We start from the raw sequence: 20,944 nt of genomic DNA on the forward strand, positions 1-20,944 counted from the left end.
TTCAGGGGCGTTTAAGACGTCCTCTTGTACACGGTGAGCAAAACCCCTTTTTGGGCAGGCATATAGTCTCCCTTTACCGCCTTGAAGATATCCTTTAACAAGTTCAATCTCTGAACGCGCTGTAAAGATTCTTCGGCCGGTTGACCGATAGATTTGAGCTCTGCCAACAGAATCTCGCCATTAAAGTCGCGTTCAATGTCCGTATCGACAAACAAGTAGCGGGGTTTGTCAGTTCTAATACGTTCAATACAGAGGTTCACTTCCTTGGCGGTGAGGAGAAACCACTGAAGGTCAAAAAACGGCATGGCGCTATATTTTTTAGCGAGAAACGGCAAGAAATTGTCGTATTTCGAGATGAGATGAATCGAATTATCGGAGGGCGCATATTGTTGGATCAGAGAGATTGAGTCAACATAATATGCCGGATCCATGGTGGAGCGAAACTTTGCGGCCTCCAGATTCCAATCGTAGGTCTTATGATTCACAAAAATACTGTCATATTCGTGCCGCGTCGTATAGTAGGATCGAAGGCCTGGGATATAGATAGTAAGGAGGACCCCTGCAATAAGGGCCCCGACCAGCACTTTCTCAAAGCGCTTCCAAGAACTGTACTCAATAACCAGTTTGATGAATGCTGCCCCGGCTAAAGCAAGGATTGATGCAATGTTGAGCAAATGCTTGTCGTCCCCCCCCCAGATGTAATAAATCAATACACCTTGCGAATAGACGAGCAGAAACAGAGCGGTATATTTCAATTCATTTAACGCGCTCTCAAGCTTCAGGAGTACCACATAACACGCGCTAATTGTCAGCATCGTAACGATAAGTCTGCTGGGGTCTATAAGATTCCCTAAGAACCCTTCAAAATAGTATGAGGCCATTTCATTTTTACCGAAGGTACCGACCTTTACGATGATGCCCGAAGTTACCAATGTTAGGGATCCGCACACGATTTCACGCCACCAAGTCGCTCCTCTGTTCTGAAGGGCCTTTACGAGCAGCGTGACGAAGAGAGCGCCCACAAGGAACAACCCAAATTGCTGATTATTGAGGATGCTGACCAGCCCTAATAGTGAGGCCAGAATTAAAAGGCCAGTTCTGCCGTTTTTGAAATAGAGGTAGATGCACGCAATGACCGGAATGTCGAACACATGACGTACGGGGTTCAGTCCTGGGGCGAGAAACAAGTGTTGATAGTCGATCTTGTTTATCAAACCGAACGCCAGGAGGCAGGTAAAGGCAACGTAATAAACGTCACGCAATATTAAAAAGGCGAGCCCGATGAACAAGATGTAATAGAGCGGCCAGAATGCGTACCATTTTTGAAAGTAATTCTCATAGGAGATGCCACCCGTTGTTTCGAGCACATGTTTCATGAGCACGATGCTCAATATCCCATATTGGATATTGATGTCTTTGAGAGGCTTACCAAGTGAGTATTCATTAATGGGACCAAGGACAAAATTATGGTGATGGATGACCCACCGGTTGAGGATCTGCCAATGCAACTCCAAGCGATTCTTCGCTAGAAAATCCAACTCTTCAGCGCTGTAAAGCCGGTTAGCTAGCCGTTCAGACTGATCCCTGGAACTGTAATACAAGGAAATGATCTTCCCCGACTGTTCGTGCGGGACCATAGCGCTCAATTCACTCCGTTCATCGGCAGACATAGGACCGTGAATGACCAAGGCGTGCAGCGCCTCGTTATAGTAGTATTTTGTCCTGTTCTTCTTGATGAACTCCCCAAGCAATTCGGTTTTGGGGACGTCCACAAATGTCCCGGGCCGGGGCATGGGGGAAACCCCATGGTCTATGTTGGGGTCATACTTCAACAACCCTCCCAGGTGGTGATTATTGATGTACTCGGTATTCGAAACATCTTTCCCGCCCAACAGCGTGTGTTCCGGCACATCGAAGTGTTCGTTCATCATCAGAAGGTCGCCACGTAAGAAGGGAAGAAACATGGTGAGCAATTGAACAAAAGAGAGAACGACCAGTCCACCTACACACCATATCGACACCTGTCCTTCAAGGCGTCGGTTCGCCCTCACAGTTGCCTGCCAAAGCCTTTCTTTGCCATGGCGAAAATTTTCGCTCGCGTCGCTGAACGACGGACAAAATGGCAACATCACTGCGCCGGCCCAAAGAAGCGCTAGGAAATACGCAGACAAAGGAATGCGAGGACGGGGAGCGGATGGAAAACCTCCCAGTACAATGCCGTTAATTATAAGAGGGAGGACTACATATATGATAATGAACCCCGTGCTTTGGAACTCCGCCATGTGATAACAGGCCGACCGGTTCCCATCTCGTTTTTTTAATAAAAAGTAAAGGCAGGAATAATACAGAAAGAGACTCACTCCGGTGGCGATAAAGAAAATGAACTGCTGCGGTTTATTGGGAAAGAAAAACGGAACTGCCCACTCGTGATACTTCGTTATCGTCCTGGTACCGAGCAGAGCGGCATGTATCTTCCATGAGAGCCCGTAAACGATTCCCGTTAGGCCTATGCTGCAGACAAACCAGTGCACTAAAAGCAGCGTATCCTTAGACACGTTCTTTCTTGTAGCCACAGGAGCGTTGGATGACATAGGTAATGGGGTGTTGGGTAGGTGCAGGAGATCTAGCTGGGCCCGGCCTTACGGGCAAAGCTGAAGGTATGGTTGGCATGCCAAAAATAGCTTGTCACAGCGCTCAGGACTATAAGCAGGGCTTGGCTGAGGATGAGGTCTTGGTGCAGCACTTCCACCAACAAGGGTAATAGCACGACATTTGCAAGAAGCGAGAGCCAATAGAACGCCCAAAACCGGCAATATTCTTGGAAGTAATGTCCTTTTGTTCGAAACACGAATTTCTTATATAAAAGATAGGCACTCGTGACGCTGATAATTTGACTCAGGATAAGCACCACTTCATAGTGAATATGAAGGGGGACAGTCGCATAATGTAGGACGACAAATACGCCATAACCAAAAATAGTGTTCCATCCACCAACAAGTAAGTAATGTAGCTTGACACCATGCTTTTCATAGAGTGCCTTCACAGCCCTAGCTTCTCGCTCACGATGAAGTTCGGCCGCTGCTTGACTTCTTCGTAGATCAGTCCGATGTATTCTGCGATGACCCCTAGTGCGGTGAAGGCAAATCCGAACATTAACAGCATAACCGCCATGATGGTCCCAAAGCCGGGAAACGGCACTCCCCACCAGAACGACTTCACGACGATGGCTACCAGCAGCAGAAAGGACACGGTGGAAATGGCGATTCCCATGAGTGTGATCAACTTAATAGGGACATAGGAGTATGCGAAAATACCCTTGAGCGCAAGTTCAATGACGTGCAAGGTATAGGCTTTTGACTTCCCTGCAAACCGTGGTGCTCTCTCAAACTCAATTCCAATTGATTTAAATCCAGCCCATACAAACAGGCCGCGAAGATACCGGTTGCGCTCTGCCATCCCATTAATGGTCTGGTACACCTTTTTGTCGACCAGACGAAAGTCGCTCACATTTTTCGGCATTACGCCGCCAGTCAAGGTATTGATCAACCAATAGAATACTTGGGAATTGAACCTGCGCGCCAAACCCGTTCCCGGCCGCTTCGTCACAATGCCATAGACGTTTTCGTACCCCTCTTCCCATTTTTTGAGAAACTGCGCGATCAGTTCGGGAGGATCCTTTAGGGCTGCAGTCATGATAATGGCGGCATCTCCGGAGGCATGGGCCAGTCCGGCGGTGATGCCACCGTCCATGCGAAAATTACGTGACAATCTGAGAATCTTAAACCGCGAATCTTTCGCACGTATGCTTAACATCCGGTCATAGGTCCGATCGGTGGACCCGTTTTCAATCAGAATGACCTCGAACTCATAGCCGCTGTTGGCAGCGAACACTATTTGAAGCCGCTCGGCCATGGCTTCAATTGATTCTTCTTCATTATAGGCAGGTATGACTACGGAGACCTTCTTGGGCACAACTCCTCCAACGGATAGGCGTGCATGCCGATACTTAGCTGACTTACTTTTGGCCGGAATCCCATGGCTTGATAATCATATTCTCCATGAATTCGTCCCGATCCAGAAAGGGATACATGTCTTCCAGTGGCTTCGAGACCATGGTGCCATCCGGCCGGATCTCGCTCGCCAGTTTGGGATAGAGCGTTTGGGTCGGCGACATATTGATTTCACACAGCATCGGCCCTGGGTGGTCGAGAACCATTTGAATAGACTTCTCCATGCCCCTGTGATTTGCGATCCGTGCGGTCGCCAACCCATAGGCCTCGGCAATCTTCACGAAGTCCGGGAGAGTCACACCGCTCGACGGGTCGGACGCCACATAATGCCCTCCAAAATACGCGTCCTGAGTCGTCCTAATCGCCAGATACCCACCGTTATTCAGCACAAAAATCTTGATGGGCAACCGATGGTGCATAATGGTCTGCAGTTCTTGGATGTTCAGATGAATACTGCCGTCCCCCGTAATACATACGACCTGCTTCTTGCCGATTGCGAAACAGGCACCCACGGCAGCCGGCAAATCATACCCCATCGAGGCGCATCCAGAATTCGTAAAGAGTCGTTGCCCTTTCTTAAGGCTAATGGCCTGAAAGGTGCACGTGTTCGCCGTTCCGTCTCCCAAGACAATCACATCGGTCGGGGACATCAGTTTTGAAAGGACCTCCACGAAGTGATAGGAGTTCACATAATCGGTCAGCTCGCGATATTCCGGCACGACGCTGGGATACCGCTGCCGTCGGCTTGCACACCACTCCATCCATTCCACCTTCGGCGCCAGAGGCTTGTTTCGTAATTGACGAGCCATTTCTTCGAGCAGGATCTTTGCATCACAATGGACTCTCATATCAGGAAAGATAGTCGGCTTCTGCAATTCGTAGGGATCGATGTCCACCGAGATCTTGTAGGCGTCCCTCGCAAAGGCCTTATACAGATAAGTGACCTGCCTGACACCGAGTCGCGAGCCGAGGGTGAAGAGCAGATCTGAATTTTGAATGATGAAGTTGCTGGACCGGTCGCCTGTGACACTGGGACGACCGAAAAATAATTTGTGATCGCTCCAGATCAGGTCGTGTGCGCCGATCGCGGTTTGTACGGGAATCTGTAGCAGCTCGATGACTTCATGAAAAGTCTCTATAGCCTTGCTGAGACGAATCCCGTTTCCCGCCAATAAGACCGGCCGTTTGGCTTCGCGAATTCGCTCAATGATACTCGCTGCCTGAACCTTCACCTCGTCCATATTGAAACAAATCCGATCTTCGGCCGGATCATAGGCGGGTAGGTTGCGGGGATCGATCAATGCAGCCTGCACATCTAGCGGCACGTCAAGCCACACCGGCCCCGGTCTTCCCGTACGTGCCAATGTCACGGCCTTGTCAAAATGATACCGAATAGTTTGCGGGTCCTTGATCATCTCCGCATACTTCGTGATGGATTGGACAATCGCGACGATATTTGCTTCCTGATCACCTAATTGCCGGAGCGGGAGTCCGGTGCTCTCGACGGTCGTGCCGTACTTGATTTGGCCGGACAGAAATAAGGCCGGGATGGAGTCCAGCCATGCGCCCAGGACACCGGTAATCGTATTGGTTCCTCCCGGACCGCTCGTGACGATAGCCACGCCGATATTGCCGTTCGTTCGAGCATATCCTTCCACCGCCATGGCGCAAGCTTGCTCATGATGATTGCAGACATACTGCAACTCCGACGATCTGCCGAAGGAATCATTCAGGTGCATGGCTCCGCCTCCGGAGACCATAAAGACGTGCCTCACGCCGAGCTGCGCGACGCGTTCGGCAAGATAATCAGAGACTTTAATCATGCCGGATTTACCCTTTTCTATTACTTGTCGACCAAGAGTAGATCTCTGTCGATGAGGTGATGATGTTTCTCATACCAGGAGTAGAGGCTCGGAATACTTCTGCTCAACGGCGTGAAATGTAAATGAGGCAGCGACTCCCGCAGGCGAGTATTGTCGCCGCTATACTCCATTCCACATCCCTCTTCTTTGATGATGATGTCGGTTTGATGGCCGGCGGCTTGCCTGACTATTTCAGCCACCGACTTGAGATCCATCACCTCCCCGGCAGTCACATTGTACGTCTTGTGCGGTGCGTCATGCAGTATGAAATGGTTCACAACCGTCGCGAGATCATCGACATAGAGGTAATCAAAGCGACGATTCTGTTTAATGGTAATAGGAAGCCTCATGATGCTTTTACAAATCGCATTCGAAATGAATCGAATCTCATAATCTTCGTACTTACCGAACACCCCGAACAATCTCAGCTCCAGAATCTTATCGGCCTCCTCAATGTATTTCGCACAGACATATTTAGAAAATCCGTGCTCATCGATAGGCACATGCGTATCGAAATAGTCCTCGTTCATGTTCGGCAGATAATGTCTCATGTCGTAGACTGCGCCGGAGCTGAGAAAAATCAATTTGCCATAGCGGTCACGGTTTCGAACCAGGCCAAAAAACATCTTTTGATTTCTTACAGCCAGGTCTGCGATAGGTTTGGCGTTGCGATGGCCGGGAGTCGTCGCTGAATGGACGACCACATCGATATGATGTTGGATGAAGTATTGGCGAACGGCCTGTTCATCCAGCAGATTGAGCTCTTGTCGGCTGGGAGAAAGAATTTTGTACTTGCCCTGAAGCGACTCGACAAGATTTTTCCCAATAAAACCGCTGCCACCCGTAATTAAAACGATCACGCGCGCCACCAATTCGATTCCAGTCACAAAACGGATCTGCTGCCGGGAGCTGCTTCAGAAGCAGTTCTAGTCGCGCAAAATATCCGGATCATCTCGATCATGTAGGCAACCATCTCGTCAGTCAGACCCGGATATACCCCGATCCACAAAGCCCGTTCCATGATTGTGTTCGTGTTCAGCAGGTCGCCGATAACCCGGTAGCCGGTTTTGTTCCTCCGCATGGCGTCGAAGCAAGGATGTTTCACGATATTCCCGGCAAATAACATCCGCGTCTGGATCTGATGATCCTCCAACCACTTCACCATGTCGCTTCTTGTAAAGCCAGCGCGCTCGCGCACGGTCATCAGGAATCCGAACCATGATGGCTCACTTCCCGGCGTCGCTTCTGAAAAAATAAAATGATCTTCCAAAGATTTGAGTCCTTCGAACAGTCTGCTAAAATTCTGACGGCGCTGAGCGATGAACTTTGGCAGTTTGGCCAGTTGTGCACAACCTACCGCTGCTTGCATATCCGTGGCCTTGAGATTGTAGCCAAACTCCGAATAGGTATATTTGTGGTCGTATCCGAAAGGCAGGTCGCCCAGTTGGTGCTCAAAGCGTTTGCCGCATGTATTGTCATTGCCGGAGGGACACCAACAATCTCGACCCCAGTCTCGCATGGATTCAATGATTCGAGCCAAGTCTTTGTTATTGGTATACACGGCTCCACCTTCGCCCATCGTGATATGGTGAGGCGGGTAGAAACTACTGGTGGCAATATCGCCGAACGTGCCGGTATACCGTCCCCGATACTTTGAGCCCAGCGCGTCGCAGTTATCCTCGATAAGCCAAAGGCCATGCTTCCGGCAGAATTGTTTGACAGCGTCAACATCAAAGGGATTGCCGAGTGTATGCGCCAGCATGATCGCCTTGGTTTTTGGCCCACGTGCCAGTTCTAATTGTTCGACATCGACATTCAACGTCCGGGGATTCACATCGATAAAGACAGGAACCGCTCCGTACTGGACTATTGGCGCAATGGTGGTGGGAAAGCCTGCGGCGACGGTAATGACCTCATCCCCGCGGCGGATTTTCCTGTCCCCTAATTGGTCCGAGGTGAGTGTCATAAATGCCAGAAGGTTCGCAGATGATCCAGAGTTCACCAGACTGCAGAAACGGACGCCCAAAAATTCCGATAATTTCTTTTCGAACTCCTTCGAGAATCGGCCGTAGGTGAGCCAGCATTCAAGGGACGCCTCAATGAGGTTCAGGATTTCACGCTCGTCAAACACGCGACCGGCATAGCCGATCTTTGAGACACCGGGCGCAAAGGGCTTGTCCTGACCATGAGCAAGCTGGACGTATTCCTTCGCTTTGCTCAAGATGTCGTGCTTCACATCATCGTGATTCATAGAGACTCGTGTCCCTTAGCGGTCCAGACAGCATTCTTGGCTGTTGCCGCCTGCACAAAATGATTGATCCGAGTCAGAGTCGCAGCCTTGACATCGAGCGCGGGATTGCGATGTTGCTCAAGATACCAACCAATTGTTTCCGTGATGGCTTGAGCCACGCTCGTGACGGGCTCCCATCCCAGAAAGGTACTGGACTTTGTAATATCCAATGTCAACGTGCGGGCTTCATGAGGCGCTGGAGACTGGTCCTGACAGGCATGTTTCCATTCACCTTCTCCCCACATGGCCACGACCTGGTTCACGATCTCACGAACGGTGACATTCCCTGCAGGATGAGGGCCAAAATTCCAGCTTCCTTCAAACGTGCCTGGCTTATTCCACAAGCAGGCCCCTAACCACAAATATCCCGAAAGCGGTTCCAGCACATACTGCCAAGGGCGAATCGCTTCTGGATTCCTCACGATAATGGCATTTTTCGCAGCCAGTGAGCGCATGCAGTCAGGAATAAGGCGATCGCGAGACCAATCCCCGCCGCCAATGACATTTCCAGCCCTCACACTAGCAAGACGCACGCTGGAGGAATCGGCAACTTTGAAAAATGACCTCCGGTATGCTGCCGTGATCAGCTCCGCACATCCCTTGCTTGAACTATAGGGATCGTATCCTCCCATGGAATCGTTCTCACGATACGAGTACTCCCATTCCCGGTTCTCATAGCATTTATCGCTGGTCACGTTGACGCAGACACGCACACTCGGAGTCGCTCGAATCGCCTCTAGGAGATGGATCGTCCCCATCACGTTGGTCTCATATGTCTCAACAGGATGCTCGTAAGAGTACCGAACTAAAGATTGTGCCGCGAGATGAAACACGAAATCCGGCCGGTAGGTCTGACACACCTCACGTACTTTCGATATATCTCTTGTATCCCCGAGTATATGAGTGATTCCCTCTTGCGCATTCGAGAGATGGAACAGACTCGGCTCGGTGTGCGGAGCGAGCGCATACCCGATGACCCGAGCCCCTAGCAACTGCAGCCAGAGCACCAACCAGGTTCCTTTGAACCCGGTATGGCCGGTCACGAGAACCGTCTTCCCTGAATAGACACCCGAGAAAAGCGTCTCCATCCCTACCATAGCTTCCAGGGGGCCTTATGACTCCCCCAAAGATCTTCGAGATGATTCTTGTCCCGCAATGTATCCATGGCCTGCCAAAAGCCATAGTGTTTGAATGCTACGAGCTGTCCTTCGCCGGCAAGTTTCTCCATCGGTTCCCGCTCGAGCGTAGTTGAATCATCGGCGATATAGCGGAACACTTCGGGCTGCATCACAAAGAACCCGCCATTAATCCACCCGCCATCTCCAATGGGTTTTTCCATGAAGCTTTTGACGACATTGTCTCTCTCCAGGGTCAACGCACCAAATCGACCAATGGGTTGTGTGGCGGTCACGGTGACATGCTTACGATGCGACTGATGAAAGGCTAGTAACTGAGCGATGTTCAGATCAGCCACACCGTCCCCATACGTCAAGAGGAACGGCTCTCCATCGACGTATGGCTGAATGCGCTTGACCCGGCCTCCGGTCATCGTTTGATCGCCCGTATCAACTAAAGTCACCTTCCAAGGCTCTGCATATTTCTGGTGTACCTCCATCTGGTTGTGCAGGATATCGAACGTCACATCGCTCGTATGGAGAAAGTAGTTGGCGAAGTATTCCTTGATCATATAGCCTTTGTAACCCAGGCAAATGATGAAGTCGTTGAAGCCATAGTGAGAATACATCTTCATGATGTGCCACAAAATAGGCTTCCCCCCTATTTCCACCATGGGTTTCGGTCTCACCACAGTTTCTTCGGATAGTCGGGTTCCCATCCCTCCAGCGAGCAGCACAACTTTCATCGCTCCTCCACTTTTAGACGACCTCCTATGCCGCAACAATATCTAATATAGGATGCTACATCGAAGCGGCGTGCGTGCGCTTCCGCATGCCGGCAATAACGAGAAGTTCATCTTGCAGGAGTGACCGACGGAAACACTATAAAGGCCTGTTCCTGTGTTTGCGCCACAGGCATGCCTTCAAGCATTCAGGCTACTTAACAAACTTTCGTCAATTCCGTCAATCATTCTTTTCACTCAGCTGTTCGCCCGTGCTCAACTGAAATCTTGAACGAAATAGACGAATGCCATTTTCGCTCCTTATTTCTTGATAACCCTTACTGTCCGTCAACCACTTCGCGTACTGCGCCTGCTCGTTTGATTTTTCAGACGTCGTTTTGTCTGGCTCTGCTCCAATTAGGACATACTGAGGCTCCCAAAGAGGTTTAGACCAATTCGGTCCGGACAACAGTTCTACCTGCCATACACATACCTCTCCCGGACGTGCGGAAATACGGCAAATATGATGACGGTTGGCGACGAGTGGCCCGAACCGCAGATCCGTGGCCACAGAGGCATCCGCGGGAACAAGACTAGATAGCTCAAAGGCGGACGACGCGAATTGTGGGTCCGTCTGTCCAAGATCGTAACCTGGCGACCGGTACGTATTTAAGGCCAAGAGGAGGAAGATCCCGGACAGAACAATCCTGCCATGCTTTTGCCAGAGACGAGGCCAGAATTGATAGTCAGGAAGCTTGGAGAGACCATAAATGACGCCATAGAACAAAAAGGGCAATGCGAGGGCGCTGTAGTGAAAACCAAGCTTGTACATTCCAGGGTCCTGACTCAGAAACATGATTGTGAGAGGGGCTATGATAAGAGCGGCCTCCTGTAAGGAAAAAAGCGGAAGAAAGAGGACAGGAAGTAAAAAGTACAATAGATACACATATTGGTTGCGCCGGATAAGAGCTTCGGTCGCAGCCCAAAGCGGGTGAGAAAGAAGATTACGGATTGCGTCATGAAGGTTGCTCCCGAGGTTGGCATAACGATCCCAAAAGAAGAGGCCCTGCCCGGGGACAAACATTGGCATCAATACTTTCGTGATGACCACAAAGTACGCGAGCGAGAGGAATGCGAGGCCCAATCCGAACATTCTCCATTGAGGTCGAAACGCGACAAGATAGAGACCCATCCCCACGAGTGGGAGAAGAATGCTTTCCTCCACCGTGAAGGAGAGCAAGGCCATCGTTCCCGCCTTCCAACGCTGAGTCGAGTCGATAAAGTAGAGCATCCATAATATCGATGGGATGGCTAAAGGAGACAGATGAAAATCATGCGCGCTGATATGGTGGATATACGGATTAAACATGTAGAGGAACATCGCAAGCAACGCCACCGATGTCGTTGTCTGACGCGCCAGAGCCAAATAGTACACAGCCACGGCTCCGCCTCCGAGGGCGAGACTCTGAATGACCAGGAGCGTAATTGGATGCTCCGCCCAACGATAGATGGCGCCGATCAAAACAAAGACAAGAGAAAAATGACCCCCAAGAAAGGAATCATGGTCTAAAGAATTAAAAAACCACGGGCCATGCACCATATGCCAGGCCACGTTGGCCTCAACGGTCATATCGTACATCGTTTGTAGTTCGAAATATTGCCTGACGCGCAGATAGATCAAGAATGCTGTAAAAACCAAGCCCACGCCGCATCCAATCATGGATTGTTCCTGTAGGGTGGCAGCATTCAACCGACGAGTGAAATTTAGAAGGCGCTTAGAGGCTCGATCGGTGGCCAGGATAGAGACACCAATCGTCACCAAAAGTGCAATCATTCCTCCCTTAAAGAGATTAAGGTGAAAGGCCTTGAGGCCCAACACATTGACGTTCACATACGTCAGCAGATCAACCATGAGGTCCGGTCCATTCAATAGTCAAATTTTCGTTCTGCTCTTATCCGAATGACCATCCAATACTGTGAGGCTTCGGCAGGACGCCATAACTTCATCGACCGAAATCCGTCTCATGCAACTCTCTTCACCCCGAAAGCACGTAGGATGGAAACACCGGCGACAGTCGAGCTCTTTGTAAATCACGCGCATACGCTGCCCTCGCGGCCCCCACTCTAATGGATTCGACGGCCCGAAGAGCCCCACTAAGGGTGTTCCGAGTGCCGCGGCCATATGCATCGCCCCGTTGTCGTTCCCGACAAAGAGAGCGCACCGCTTGAGCACTGCCGCAAATTGAAGGAGCGTCGCGCGTCCAGCCAGCACAATGGGAGATGACTGTGCCCGGCCATAAATGACGCGTACCGCCTCAACATCCCTGATACCACCGCCCAACAGGATCCGGCAGCCGTGCTCATCTGTCAGGCGATCCGCCAACTCCGAAAACCGCTCCAGCGGCCAGGATTTAAACCAATAGCGGGCGCCAGGATGGAACAAAACCAACGGCCGGGGAATGTGGCCATCACCGTTCATCACGCCAACGTCCTTGAGGAGTCTGTCGGCCTGATGCTCATCCTCGGCAGACGTTCGGAGAATGAGCGGGCTGGCCTTCGGCTCAATCCCCAAGGGCCTTAACGCCGCCAGGTCGCGTTCAAGACGATGGACTGATCCGGGTGTAGATCGGACGATCGTGCTGTAAAGCATCCCTCTCCACCGGAGCTCTTCATTGAAGCCAATACGCACGGGCGCCCCGCTTGCACGGGTGAGAAGAGCGGAGCGATCACCGTCGGTGAGGTCAATCACGGCATCAAAACGGCGCCGTCGAAGCTGATGAAGTAACCGGATCTGACCAGCAAGTCCGTCCCGCTCAACGATGATGAGGTCATTCAGATATGGATTCCATTTAATGACGTCTTCTGTTCCGCGATTGACAGCCATGGTCAGGCGGGCATCGGGAAATCGTTCCCGCAGTGCCCGAAGGACAGGCGTAGCCAGGAGGACATCACCGATATATCGAAGCTTGATGATCAACAGATTCTTCATGACGAGAAAGGGCCCGATGACCGGCAAACCTCTCGATACACGTCGAGGGTCAGGCGTGCCGCATGCTGCCAGGTGAATTGCTTCGCCCGCTCGAATCCCTTTGCTCGAAGCGTCTCTCGCAATGCGCGATCAGTCAACACGCGTACAAGGGCTTCGGCCATCTGTTCGGGAGAATGCGGGTCAATCAGCACCGCCGCGTCGCCGGCGACCTCACGGAGTGCGGTCGTTGCGGAAGTAATCACCGGTGCACCGGATGCCATCGCTTCCAAAACCGGCATTCCGAATCCTTCGTACAACGAGGGAAACACAAACAGATCGGCATGAGCGTATAAAACCCGAAGCTCCTGAGCCGATAAGTGTCCAACGCAGATCACCCGCTCGTTCAATCCGAACCGTTGCGCACTGCCATGGATATTACCGAACCGGTGAGTCGGGTCGCCGAGCATGACCAGACAATGGGATCTTAATTGGGTCGCCCGCATCGCATAGGCCTGGAGCAAGGCGCTGTGATTTTTTCTTGGGTCCGCCCCACCGGCGAAGAGAATGAAGCGGTCGGTCGGCCAGTCAAATCGGGTACGTAGTTGAGCCAATTTCGTTGGGTCGGACAGAGGTCTGAAGGCATCCGAGACTCCGTTATGAATGACGGCAATCTTCTCTCGAGGTACCCCGTAGAGCGTCGTAATATCCTGAGCCGAATATTCAGACACCGTGATCACCTTCCGCGCGTTCGATACCGTGCGTTTGGTGCGGTAGAACGACCACCGCTGGCCAAAGAGTTTGCGGGAATATTGCGGAAACCGGTCCATCCACAGGTCGTGGATCGTAACAACTCCTCCGAATCGGCCGGTCGTTTGCATTTTGAAGTTCGTTCCATGATAGAGATCCAGTCCATCACGTGCGCCCATCCTACCAACGGCCCATTGACCCGCCTCAGCCCAACGCACAGTATTCCACCTGTCCCATTCCTCCCTCCGCATACGAAGAAGGGTCCCTGGCCGCACATATCCCACAAACTCGATGTCTTCTTTCAGATTGAGTAAGGCCTGGAGCAGATGAAAGGTATGCCAACCGACGCCGCCTCGATCTCCGACAAGCGGCGCTGCATCAATTCCAATCCTCATGGGCAGTCTTGTCTGGATTTGGTTCTCCTACGCAGAGCGCGAATGCCAGACCGCTTCATTAAAGCGTTCATCAGCGCTTTTCTTTTTCCACCAATGTATGGCCGTATCGCATGTTCTCGAAACGTTTGCGCATCGATGATCTGAGATCGTCCCACCTGCGGGTAGCCCAATTTCCACGAACCGTCCGATTCCACTTCGATTGAAAATGCGACAAGTTCTGCAGGGGATAGGCTTTCGTTTCCGTCGACTTGATGGCATCCTGCGTCACCATTGCAAAATGATGAATCAAGACGGAGCCCGTCATACCGACTGAAAATCCGGCCTTCTTGGCACGCCACAAGAAATCGATGTCTTCACAGCCACCATACGCAAACCCCTCGTCGAACAGACCGATTCGCTCGAACACCGCACGACGAATGATCATACAAGCACCATAAATCTCGGGCCGGGTGGCACGGCCGCAGGCGCGAACAAAATCAAGCGCGTAACCCTCCAGATCGTAATTCAGCCGTCCTTCTCGTGCAGCGGGGCTCACGATCCCATGGCCTGTCCGATCCATAAACGTCAGCAGGTCTCTGAGCCATCCCGGGGTCACGACGATATCATTGTTCAGAATGCCGACAACGGCGCCTCGGCTGGCTCGCACTCCTTGATTCCATGCTTTAGCGCAGCCCAAATTCACCGGGTTTGTGATGATCGTCGCCTTTTGCGAATTCAAATACGTACTGGTTCCATCCGTAGATCCATTGTCCACCACAATGATCTCGTATGGAAGATCGGTACACCGATAGAGCGCGTCAAGACACTGCTCGGTATAGTGAAGCTGATTGTAAACAGGAATGACAAGACTGACGACATCTTGATTTGATGAAGTCATGGGGCGCTCGTCGCCAGAGGCGGCATTGATGGCGCCCTTACGGATTGATGGCATGAAACGAGTCGGTCGATCAAATCGGTCTTCAACATGAAAGCTTTCTGGTCCAGGACTACAGCCATAGAGAGCTGCCCATCCACCAAATGATGACACACCTATGACCCTGACGATAAATCCCTTGGCTCACCGTACCGGACAAACGCTCCCACGCTTTTGCGTACTTTACGAATGTGTGCAGACCGGCGAAGAGCGCCACGATTGCCCCATGGATGCCGTCGCGATAGCCTTTTCGAAAGACATACGTCTTGATGATCGTGACAATATGGCTCGCGGCTATATCGAGTGCCGTCACCTTCGATCGTACTTTCAGCTTTTCCTGCGCCCCCAGCGTCGTGTATCGCATCATCTTGCCGACATGATCTTTGATCGTCGGCATGCTGTAATGATCCAGCGGAGCCGCCAAGCGGTCGATCCGGCCCCGCACCTCCAAGTGTTCGTGTAGCAGCACGTCATCGTATCGGCCGGCCTGGCGCCGAAACAGGCGCAATTGGGGATCCGGATACAGCCCTCCCCCTTGAATCCAGCGACCGTAGAAAAAATTCCGCCGAGGGATATCGAATCCAGCGAGATCGTCAGACGCCGCGTCGATAGATCGCATGATTTCTTCGCGCAGGCCATCCGTCACACGTTCATCTGCATCGACGATCAAGATCCAATCCGCTGTCGCACGATCGATCCCGTAATTCTTTTGTGGACCGAAGCCCGGCCATGATCGGATAAACACACGAGGTGTATACTCTCGTACAATTTCAACGGTCCGGTCCGTACTGCAGGCATCCACCACAATGAGATCATGCACCCATCGCAGCGACTCTAAACAGGCGCCGATGTTCCGCGCTTCGTCTTTTGTGATCACCACCGCTGCAATGGTCGGCATAGGCCGGCTTACTATCCTCTGAATCCCCGTTTCAGGACCGCGCGGTAGAACGCTGGCTCCAGCCAGCGGTTTCGTTTCGGATCCAATACCGGATAGCGCCCCACACGGTCTGCCATGACGGCAGGATGTGACCCTGAAAACCTCTTCATGATCGCGTACTCATCAAAGTCGTAGGCTTCCTTTGCCAAGAGCACCTTTTGTTCAGGCCCTGGTGCATCGCCATGGTGGCGTGCAACTTGATACCGAAACTTGTCCAACAGGATACGCGGGGGTTTGACCCACCCGTAATGATACATGGTCGCTCCCGAAGCCTGAACGCGATCTCGATGCACGCTTTGCAGATACCCCTGATCCGCTTTGAGCCAAAAGCCGACTGCATCGCCACACGATTCGACTTGCCCGTCGTTTCGTATCACCCGGACCGCTCGATGATAAAACCAGGGATTGCAGGACTGATAGTCACCGTAAAAATGCAGATAGCGGAAGGTAAATCCGAGCACGGATGGATTGGACACCTGGTCCCGCAAATTTTTGCACAAGGCGTTATAGTCCTGTTCATGCAGGACCTCATCGGCTTGTAGATACAGCGCCCAATCACCGGAACAGCGCGCCAAGGCCTTATTCGTCTCCTGGGAGAAGAGCAGGCCGTCTTTCTTCATCGAATCGTCCCACACCGTTTCAACTATTCGAACTTTATCCGATCCAATGGAGCGGATCAGTTCCAGCGTCCCATCATCCGACTGGCCGACGTTGACCACAAATTCATCCACGATGGGCAATGCGGATTGAATCGCCTCCACGATCGGGTAGTCAAACTTCACGGCATTCCGGCAGATGGAAAACCCGCTGACCTTCATGATTGGCGCACACTCCCGTCCCGGCTCAACTCCCAAAACTTCGCGTACTTGATGAATGTGTAATAGGCGTACAGGCCCGACAGAATCAAGCCGGGCATCCCGTCACGAAAGCCCGCGCGGAGCAGATACATTTTGACGAATGTGAACATGGGATGGGTGACAAGTTGATGCGGATGAAACCGCTTTCCCTGCTCCACCATCCGCTTGGCCATAAGATCGGAATACCGATCCATTTTGGCCAGATAGTGATCGACGTCACGAAATGGATACTGCAGCGCCGGTGAATTGAGATATCCGATCGATCCATCCACGTCGAAGCTTTCATGGACCAACTCGTCACGATACTGCAGCCGATGTTTCCGAAATAGCTGTGGCTGACGGTAATCAGGATACCAGCCGCAGTGGCGAATCCAGCGGCCGAGAAAGTAATTTTTGCGCGGCACGAAATACGCGTCGGCGGCCCCGGCACTGCTGATCACACGATAGAGTTCCTCCCGTAGCTCCGGCGTTGCACGCTCGTCCGTATCCAGACTGAAGACCCAGTCATGGCTGGCATGCGCCACCGCCTCGTTCCGAAGACGGCCAAAGCCGTGAAATTCATGTTGGAACACCTTATCGGTAAACTCGCGACTAATCTTTTCCGTCGCGTCGGTGCTATGGGAATCGACCACGATGAGTTCATCCGCCCATGCCACCGATTCCAGACAGGCCCGCATGTTTGGCTCATCGTTATAGGCGATCACGTAGACCGACAGTTTGGTGCGACCGCTCATCCTAATGGTTCTCAGGAGTCGACAAAGATTCTCTCACACGCCCTCAACCTTACAGATCCCCTCATCCGGCTTTCTCGGCATACACCTTCATCTCGGTGCCATAGCCAAGATGACCGGCCAGCAGGCACAGAGGACGAGCAATGAGATGCTTCATAAGAATGCCATGCCCCTTCTGCCTATGCAAAAGATGCTTGTAGACAGCATCCACGCTGCCGAGAAAAAACGTCGTTCCGACCCCAGACTTTATCGTCCCGAGTCGAAACCCCGCATCAGTGACAAGCCGACTCATGGTCGTCTTGTTGAAATGGTACAGATGCCGCGGTGTATCCCAATGGACCCACCACTTGCCGAAAAGCCTTGCCTCCAGGCCTCCGGCATTGGGGATGCTGATGAAGAGAAGACCTCCGGGCTTCATGATTCGATGGGCTTCTTTCAGCATTTCAAGAGGATTGTAGATGTGCTCCAGCGAATGGTTAAACATCACCACATCAAAGAATCCGTCCTCATATCCGGCCTGAAACAGGTCGCCTAATCTGACGTCGAGGCCATGCTGGCTTCTGGCATAGTTAGCCGCAACGGGACTGAAGTCCACCCCATAGACTTGCCACCCGTGTTCCCGCAAATCAGACAGCAATTTTCCGGCCCCACACCCCACATCGAGAATCCTTCCCTCGCCTCGATAGGGAGTACTCTCTCGTCCGGCAAACTTCAGATGCAGATATTCAGGGTACAGCAAAATGCGACGCACTAGGGAACGGAAGGGAGCATGTGATGACACCGGATATCCATAAAACTCCTCGCGGATCGCTTTCTTCAACGCCCTAGAAAAACGTTTGATTATCCGGTCAATGGCTTTGCGCTGAACAGTTCCACCCAGGGGATAGTATTGGGGAGGATAATAAGTATGAATTTCATCAGCGGTCGGCCGTGGATTCAAATAGAGCAACCCACACCCGTCGCACCGGACGATGGTGAACACCTCATCCGTCTTGCCTAAGTTGATATCGCTCCGCGTCAGCTGTTCAGTGAACTTCGGTTCGAGGCATAACACGCACGTCGCTGCTTCCACTACTGCTCCTCTGTAGAAACGGCGGGACGGGACACGACTCGTGTTGACGTTTTATATATACCGAGCCTCGGATGAGTCAAGCTAGAGCCACTTATAGGTTATCGAGAACGCGACGGATAGATCGCAAGACGTGCCGGTTGTGAGCATGTGGAGCTATGATCCTCCCTAATCCTCTTTGTGCCGCCGCACGAGTTCCGAATCTGAGGCTCATCGTTATAAGCTCACAAGACCACCGATAGTTTAGACATGCAACACTCTGAGGGGCTCCGGCTTGGTCACAATAGCTTCCAGATGCTGAAGGACCAGATTGGAATCGATTCGATCCAAGCAGTCCCAGTATGGACACGCCTCATAGATACACTTTTCACACGTCGGCACGTCAGGCCGCAAAACGACGCCGGTTCCCAATGGACGCCATCGCGTGGGCAGATTGTTCCGACGAGGATCGAAGAGGCTCACGGTGGGCACGCCAAGCGCCGCCGCCATATGGGCCGGACCGGTTGCGCCTGAGACGATGGCATGGCTCGTTGCAATCACGCCCATGAGTTCCCGCACGGATAATTGTCCCATCAAATCCAACATGCCCGCCATATCGGGAACCGCGCCGACCTCGGCAAAGAACCGCTCGCGCTCTGCCGTCGTACCCGTCAGCACCACACCAAAACCCGCCCGGGTCACTCGATCTGCCAAAGCCCAATAGTGTTGCCCCTTCCATCGCCGTGCGGCGAATCCACCTGGATGCAGCACCACGCGAGGCGCCGGCACGGCGGCTGTGCGCCTGATCGCCGATTGCCGTTCCTGCTGAGTGAGCACCAACGAAGGTCGGATAGTCACGCCACCATTGAGGCCCACCCCAGCAAGGAGGGCGACATTATAATCTGCTTCATGCTGGGAAAAATCACTCCGATGTTGATAGACGCGCCGATTGGCGAACACGCTGTACCACCGATATCCGGTAGCCACCCGCAACGGCACCCGCGCGAGCCAAGCGGCGGTCATCAGACGCCGGAACGGTTTCAGAAAGATCGCCGCATCGAATCCGTCCCGAAACAGGCGAGTGAGATCTCGTAGCGATTCGTGGCCCGTCACGGCCACCACTTCATCCACATCGGGATGATGATCGAAGACCGGTGCGGCATAGGCGCTGGACAGAAAGGCAATCCTCGCCTGTGGCAGGAGCCCGCGTAACGCGGTCGCGACCGGGAGGCACAGAATCTGGTCGCCAATGCCGTCCGGTCTGACCAGAAGAATCTTTTTGAGTGGTGAAGTTCCGGTCGGTCTCAATGTGCGACTCGCAAGGCAAGTTGTTCGCGTACGGCCTCTATGACTCTCTTTGGATCAATTGACACTAAGCATTCAAGCGGCACGGGATTCCGACACGTCCGACTAAAACAGGGACTGCATGAAATCCCGCTCCTCAGCACTCGATGGTCGGCTCCGTACGGACCGGTTCGTAACGGACTTGTCGGACCGAAGAGGGCCACCACCGGCGTTCCCATCGCTGCAGCAATATGCATCGGGCCCGAATCATTCGTCAGCAGCAGAGAGGCGGAGGCCAGAAGAGCCGGCAATAGGTCAGGGCTGGTTTGACCGGTAAGGTCGACAGGCCTTGTCCGCATGCTCCTAAGCACCGCCTGAGTCGCCGCTCGGTCATCAGGGCTGCCGATCAAGGCCACAGGACCAAGGCGTTCCTCTTGTAAGGCATCCGCCACTGCAGCGAAACGCTCGGGTGGCCAACGTTTCGTGTCCCATCGCCCCGACACATTGATGGCGATCCACCGAGATCCGGGAGCGAGGCCGCAATCTTTGAGGAGTTGGGCAATTTGTTCACGATCGATGGAGCATAACCTCGTGCGGAATTGGGGGGGGCCTTTCGGTGTAGCACCCAACGCCGAAGCGATGAGCAGATATCGATCCACGGCATGCATATCCAATGTAGGAACCATGACGCGTTCCGTATAACATAAAAAGCTGCCTTCCCGGGCATTGGCAAAACCAACCCGTGTAGGGCAACCGGTCAGCCATGCAATTGCCCCACTGCGAAAAAGGCCCTGGAGGTCGATGACCAGATCGAATGCGGCTGCGCGGAGGGGGGGAACCACCCTTAGCCATCCCGACAGACCCGGTTCGATCGGCCAAATCCGGTCCAATCCTTCTGCCCGCTCAAGCACGCCGGCCCACTGGCGCTTAACGAGCCAGGTAATATGAGACGATGGAAACCGATCGCGCAAGGCCGCAAGGGTCGGCAGCGCATGGATGACGTCGCCCAGGGAGCTGGGTTTAATAATGAGAATGCGCCGGTAATCTGACATGGCAAGAGCCCTG

Annotated in this window: 18 protein-coding genes; all 18 read right to left on the bottom strand. The window is 52.7% G+C overall.

From position 1 onward, the window contains the following. Window positions 1–11 precede the first annotated feature (11 nt). On the bottom strand, window positions 12–2,021 hold the full coding sequence (locus ACWHYZ_RS19505) for a hypothetical protein (RefSeq protein WP_447984328.1): 2,010 nt from the start codon (window positions 2,019–2,021) through the stop codon (window positions 12–14). A gap of 602 nt (window positions 2,022–2,623) precedes the next feature. After that, entirely contained in the window at window positions 2,624–3,043 is a 420-nt protein-coding gene (locus ACWHYZ_RS19510) for a GtrA family protein (RefSeq protein WP_447984329.1), read from the bottom strand. Beyond that, complete coding sequence (locus ACWHYZ_RS19515; protein WP_447984330.1) at window positions 3,040–3,972, bottom strand: glycosyltransferase; 933 nt, start codon at window positions 3,970–3,972, stop codon at window positions 3,040–3,042. Before ACWHYZ_RS19515 ends, ACWHYZ_RS19510 begins: the two co-directional genes overlap by 4 nt. 43 nt (window positions 3,973–4,015) lie before the next feature. Then, entirely contained in the window at window positions 4,016–5,833 is a 1,818-nt protein-coding gene (locus ACWHYZ_RS19520) for a thiamine pyrophosphate-binding protein (RefSeq protein WP_447984331.1), read from the bottom strand. 20 nt (window positions 5,834–5,853) lie between these two features. Then, on the bottom strand, window positions 5,854–6,759 hold the full coding sequence (locus ACWHYZ_RS19525) for an NAD-dependent epimerase/dehydratase family protein (protein WP_447984332.1): 906 nt from the start codon (window positions 6,757–6,759) through the stop codon (window positions 5,854–5,856). Next, window positions 6,756–8,123 (bottom strand): lipopolysaccharide biosynthesis protein RfbH, encoded by a 1,368-nt coding sequence (rfbH, locus tag ACWHYZ_RS19530; RefSeq protein ID WP_447984333.1) that lies wholly within the window; start codon window positions 8,121–8,123, stop codon window positions 6,756–6,758. Before rfbH ends, ACWHYZ_RS19525 begins: the two co-directional genes overlap by 4 nt. Continuing rightward, a complete protein-coding gene (gene rfbG, locus ACWHYZ_RS19535; protein ID WP_447984334.1) occupies window positions 8,120–9,250 on the bottom strand; it encodes a CDP-glucose 4,6-dehydratase in 1,131 nt (376 codons plus the stop codon). The genes rfbH and rfbG overlap by 4 nt, the downstream gene beginning before the upstream one ends. A gap of 2 nt (window positions 9,251–9,252) precedes the next feature. After that, window positions 9,253–10,023, bottom strand: a complete 771-nt coding sequence (gene rfbF, locus ACWHYZ_RS19540) for a glucose-1-phosphate cytidylyltransferase (protein WP_447984335.1) — start codon at window positions 10,021–10,023, stop codon at window positions 9,253–9,255. 217 nt (window positions 10,024–10,240) lie between these two features. Beyond that, entirely contained in the window at window positions 10,241–11,911 is a 1,671-nt protein-coding gene (locus tag ACWHYZ_RS19545) for a DUF2079 domain-containing protein (protein ID WP_447984336.1), read from the bottom strand. A 21-nt stretch (window positions 11,912–11,932) separates the two neighbouring features. Continuing rightward, window positions 11,933–12,988, bottom strand: coding sequence for a putative lipopolysaccharide heptosyltransferase III (gene rfaQ, locus ACWHYZ_RS19550; protein ID WP_447984337.1), 1,056 nt, complete (start codon window positions 12,986–12,988; stop codon window positions 11,933–11,935). Further along, complete coding sequence (locus tag ACWHYZ_RS19555) at window positions 12,985–14,109, bottom strand: glycosyltransferase family 4 protein (protein WP_447984338.1); 1,125 nt, start codon at window positions 14,107–14,109, stop codon at window positions 12,985–12,987. Before ACWHYZ_RS19555 ends, rfaQ begins: the two co-directional genes overlap by 4 nt. A gap of 70 nt (window positions 14,110–14,179) precedes the next feature. Continuing rightward, complete coding sequence (locus tag ACWHYZ_RS19560) at window positions 14,180–14,986, bottom strand: glycosyltransferase family 2 protein (RefSeq protein WP_447984339.1); 807 nt, start codon at window positions 14,984–14,986, stop codon at window positions 14,180–14,182. A gap of 109 nt (window positions 14,987–15,095) precedes the next feature. Continuing rightward, the gene (locus ACWHYZ_RS19565; RefSeq protein WP_447984340.1) at window positions 15,096–15,920 is read right to left on the bottom strand and encodes a glycosyltransferase family 2 protein; all 825 of its coding nucleotides are present in this window, start codon (window positions 15,918–15,920) and stop codon (window positions 15,096–15,098) included. A gap of 11 nt (window positions 15,921–15,931) precedes the next feature. Beyond that, complete coding sequence (locus ACWHYZ_RS19570; RefSeq protein ID WP_447984341.1) at window positions 15,932–16,777, bottom strand: hypothetical protein; 846 nt, start codon at window positions 16,775–16,777, stop codon at window positions 15,932–15,934. After that, entirely contained in the window at window positions 16,774–17,550 is a 777-nt protein-coding gene (locus ACWHYZ_RS19575; protein ID WP_447984342.1) for a glycosyltransferase family 2 protein, read from the bottom strand. The genes ACWHYZ_RS19570 and ACWHYZ_RS19575 overlap by 4 nt, the downstream gene beginning before the upstream one ends. 61 nt (window positions 17,551–17,611) lie before the next feature. Next, a complete protein-coding gene (locus tag ACWHYZ_RS19580) occupies window positions 17,612–18,619 on the bottom strand; it encodes a class I SAM-dependent methyltransferase (protein WP_447984343.1) in 1,008 nt (335 codons plus the stop codon). A gap of 240 nt (window positions 18,620–18,859) precedes the next feature. Further along, window positions 18,860–19,903, bottom strand: coding sequence for a glycosyltransferase family 9 protein (locus tag ACWHYZ_RS19585; RefSeq protein ID WP_447984344.1), 1,044 nt, complete (start codon window positions 19,901–19,903; stop codon window positions 18,860–18,862). After that, window positions 19,900–20,931 (bottom strand): lipopolysaccharide heptosyltransferase II, encoded by a 1,032-nt coding sequence (gene waaF / locus ACWHYZ_RS19590; RefSeq protein WP_447984345.1) that lies wholly within the window; start codon window positions 20,929–20,931, stop codon window positions 19,900–19,902. Before waaF ends, ACWHYZ_RS19585 begins: the two co-directional genes overlap by 4 nt. Window positions 20,932–20,944: the final 13 nt, after the last annotated feature.

Source organism: Nitrospira sp. Nam74 (assembly GCF_965152615.1).

What these genes read in the sequence shown, in the direction of transcription:
- ACWHYZ_RS19520 (WP_447984331.1), bottom strand. Translation starts at nt 5,833, where the DNA reads ATGATTAAAGTCTCTGATTATCTTGCCGAACGCGTCGCGCAGCTCGGC.
- rfbH (WP_447984333.1), bottom strand. Translation starts at nt 8,123, where the DNA reads ATGAATCACGATGATGTGAAGCACGACATCTTGAGCAAAGCGAAGGAA.
- rfbG (WP_447984334.1), bottom strand. Translation starts at nt 9,250, where the DNA reads ATGGAGACGCTTTTCTCGGGTGTCTATTCAGGGAAGACGGTTCTCGTG.
- rfbF (WP_447984335.1), bottom strand. Translation starts at nt 10,023, where the DNA reads ATGAAAGTTGTGCTGCTCGCTGGAGGGATGGGAACCCGACTATCCGAA.
- ACWHYZ_RS19545 (WP_447984336.1), bottom strand. Translation starts at nt 11,911, where the DNA reads ATGGTTGATCTGCTGACGTATGTGAACGTCAATGTGTTGGGCCTCAAG.
- rfaQ (WP_447984337.1), bottom strand. Translation starts at nt 12,988, where the DNA reads ATGAAGAATCTGTTGATCATCAAGCTTCGATATATCGGTGATGTCCTC.
- ACWHYZ_RS19555 (WP_447984338.1), bottom strand. Translation starts at nt 14,109, where the DNA reads ATGAGGATTGGAATTGATGCAGCGCCGCTTGTCGGAGATCGAGGCGGC.
- ACWHYZ_RS19560 (WP_447984339.1), bottom strand. Translation starts at nt 14,986, where the DNA reads ATGACTTCATCAAATCAAGATGTCGTCAGTCTTGTCATTCCTGTTTAC.
- ACWHYZ_RS19565 (WP_447984340.1), bottom strand. Translation starts at nt 15,920, where the DNA reads ATGCCGACCATTGCAGCGGTGGTGATCACAAAAGACGAAGCGCGGAAC.
- ACWHYZ_RS19570 (WP_447984341.1), bottom strand. Translation starts at nt 16,777, where the DNA reads ATGAAGGTCAGCGGGTTTTCCATCTGCCGGAATGCCGTGAAGTTTGAC.
- ACWHYZ_RS19575 (WP_447984342.1), bottom strand. Translation starts at nt 17,550, where the DNA reads ATGAGCGGTCGCACCAAACTGTCGGTCTACGTGATCGCCTATAACGAT.
- waaF (WP_447984345.1), bottom strand. Translation starts at nt 20,931, where the DNA reads ATGTCAGATTACCGGCGCATTCTCATTATTAAACCCAGCTCCCTGGGC.